3 protein-coding genes are annotated in these 2,903 nt (G+C 66.9%); 2 read left to right on the forward strand and 1 reads right to left on the reverse strand.

Features of this window, described 5'->3' with window-relative positions; genetic code table 11:
• Nucleotides 1-330: transposase (locus tag UK82_RS30510; protein WP_236706633.1), on the forward strand; the 330-nt coding region annotated here is incomplete at both ends.
• A 161-nt stretch (nucleotides 331-491) separates the two neighbouring features.
• On the forward strand, nucleotides 492-1,025 hold the full coding sequence (locus UK82_RS30515) for a PHB depolymerase family esterase (protein ID WP_055410899.1): 534 nt from the start codon (nucleotides 492-494) through the stop codon (nucleotides 1,023-1,025).
• Nucleotides 1,026-2,314: 1,289 nt separating this feature from the next.
• Here the strand turns inward: UK82_RS30515 and UK82_RS30525 are convergent.
• A complete protein-coding gene (locus tag UK82_RS30525; protein ID WP_055410904.1) occupies nucleotides 2,315-2,770 on the reverse strand; it encodes a hypothetical protein in 456 nt (151 codons plus the stop codon).
• Between the last annotated feature and the right edge of the window lie 133 nt (nucleotides 2,771-2,903).

A 2,903-nucleotide genomic window follows, 5' to 3' on the forward strand; every position in this document is an offset into this window, starting at 1 on the left:
GGGCGAAGTTCCCCAAGGCCGTCGCGAAGGTCATCGACGATCTGGACGTGCTGCTGGCGTTCTACGACTACCCCGCCGAGCACTGGGTGCACCTGCGGACCACGAACCCGATCGAGTCCACGTTCGCGACCGTGCGCCACCGCACCCGCGTCACCAAGGGACCGGGATCACGAGCCGCCGGGCTGGCGATGGCGTTCACGCTCATCGAGGCCGCCCAGGCCCGCTGGCGGGCGGTCAACGCACCCCACCTCGTCGCCCTCGTCCGCGCCGGCGCCGTCTTCGAAGCCGGCCAGCTCGTCGAACGACCCACCACCACACCCGTCAACCAAGNCGCCTAACGATCACCATCCACAGGTCTTGACAATTCCTCCAGCGGGCACTTCCTCGTCGCCTATCCTGACGGCCTCAACAGGGCCTGGAACGTCGGCGGCGGCGGCTGTTGCGGCCAACCAGCCCGGGACAACGTCGACGACCTCGCCTTCCTTACCCGAATGGTCACCATCATCGAACACGAAACCCCGATCGATCCACGACGGGTGTACGCCACCGGGATCAGCAATGGCGGCATCATGGTCTACACGCTGGCCTGCAAAACCCGGATCTTCGCCGCCATCGGCCCCGACTCGGCCACCGAGATGGCCGACTGCCCGTCCCCCGCGCCCATCTCGGTCATCCACATCCACGGCACCGCCGACACCCATATCCCCTACAACGGCGGACCAGGCCACAACCGCGACGCGACCATCGACGGACCGGCCGTCCCCACCCTGAACGCCGCCTGGCTCCGGACCGACCACTGCGCCACGCCCACCGTCACCACCGCCGGTGTGGTGACCACCTCCGAAGCGACCTGCGCCGACCACCGCGGCGTCGAGCTCATCACGATCGCCGGCGCCGGGCACCAGTGGCCCGGCGCGAAGCCAAACGTCCTCGTGCAGAAGCTGCTGAACAGCGACCCGCCGTCCACCGCGCTCAACGCGACGCAGGTCATCTGGCGGTTCTTCAGCACCCATCCGCAGCCGTAGGGACGCCCCGGCGCCCGACGAGCGGCGGGCGGCACCCTCCTACCTGCGATGATGTGGCTGACGGCGCGGCCGAGTCATGCCTGACGTGACCCGATGCTCCGATATCTGTCGAGCCGTGGGGCGTCGCGCGGATCGGCGACGCAGCCGGCGCCGCGCTGCCGTACCTCCCGCCGCTCCACGTCAACGGTCAGGTGAGCCCGACGGCCTGCCTCGCTCACCTGGCTGGCTCCGGGCTATCTGACGATGGTGAACGCCGACGCCACGGTCACACTGCCGATGCCGACCACGGTGATCCTGGATGCTGATCATGTGCTCCGCTGGATCGACGTTCACCCCGACTACAGCACCCGCTCCGAAGCCCGAGGCAGGCGATTAGTCTCTGGCCCCTTCGATCTGGGTGTGGGTGTCGCTGCGTAGCTGCGCGACCAGCTTGCGAGCGGTGGGAGCACCGACGTGGAGCCGTTTGCGCAAGGTTTCCGCAGAGATTGGGCGCTGGTGCTGGTGCCAGTGCAGCACGTCCTCGGCGCGCGCCCNGTGGAGCAGATCTTGCTCGCGAGCATTGCTCCGACCCCGGCACTGCCCTGTCTTTCCTTCCCCTACCTCGGTCGTCGGCGATGAACTTGCTGGCGTGCCTTGCTCCAGATCGGAGGCGGCATCGTCTGCCAGCGATCCTGACGGTGTGCTGTTCGGCCCGGCTGGTTGAACGCTCTGGAGGGGGTTGGCGTCGTCGTCTGGCTGCCTTGTGTGGGGTACCGCTGGCACGGGTGCCGTGGGGCCGAGGTCTCCCGGTTGCCCGGATGCTTCGTTCGCTGTGGGTGGGCGATTGGTGGATGTGGGCTGGACTGCCGCGGTCTCGATGGCCTTCATGGTTTGGACCAGGCCCGGCCCGACCTCGGCCCACCCAATCAGTAGAAGGGGACCGACGGCGTCGAACGCTGCTCTTCCGTAGTTCCCCTCGATGAGTGGTTCGGCGACGTTCAGCGCCAGCGTGACGAACCCGGCGAACACGAGCAGCCGCAAGGCCGGTCCCATCTGTCGAGCGCTAGCGCCGCCGAGTGCCAGCTGGTGGATACCGATCAAGAGACCGATTACGGACAGGTCCACTGCTGGAGCAACCAACGGCGCGACGTACGGTGGCACACCGAGCTGAATCCCCAGCGTCCACGAGTTGCCGAACCCGAACAGGAAGCTAAGTCCCATCACCAGCACCATGATCATGGTGACGCCAGAGGTGGCGGAGTGTCCCCTCCTGCCCGCAGCGCCCTCGGCGGGTCGGTCGCTGGGCGCTATCACCGACTGCCTCTACGTGCGGGAAGCTCAAAATCGCGTTCGATGGTGAGCCGGCCTGACGCCGAAGTGCTGGTCAGTTCTGCACGGGTCTGCTGTGTATCCCGTTGGGGGCACCAAGCAGACCCGTGCATGATCCCTTCCGAGATCTGCACGGGCATGACTGCTTCCTCCCTGTTGATCTTTCTTGGGACGTCTTGCATAGCCTTGACCGCATCGACGCCGACGCGGGCGGTGGCCGGGATGGTCTCGCCTGTCAGAGTTATCCGGCAAGTTGCGATGTTAGTCGCGCGCTTGTAGCGGACTTCGAGCCGAAGCGCCTCGAAGAGGCGGCGGGACAGGTCCTCGGGCAGCTCGTCGAGTTCGACGGGTCCCACCGGCAGCGCCCGCAGTAGGCCGGGATTGGGTGCCGCGGCTTTCTCGTCCTCAAGCGCGGCCAGCTTCTGCTGAAGAGCCACTCGTTCGGATCTCAGTTCGATCCGCCGCTCGGCGATGTCGGCTCTTCGAAGTTAGGCGGGGTTGAGGCATCCGCGGGCTCGACGGGTGGTTGCGCAGCGTGTTCGTAGGCGCTGGTTGGTGGGGTTGCGGTAT

This window comes from Frankia sp. ACN1ag (genome assembly GCF_001414035.1).
Taxonomy (GTDB): Bacteria; Actinomycetota; Actinomycetes; order Frankiales; family Frankiaceae; genus Frankia; species Frankia torreyi.

Excerpts from the sequence above, each read along its gene's own strand:
- UK82_RS30515 (WP_055410899.1), top strand. The coding sequence starts at position 492 with ATGGTCACCATCATCGAACACGAAACCCCGATCGATCCACGACGGGTG.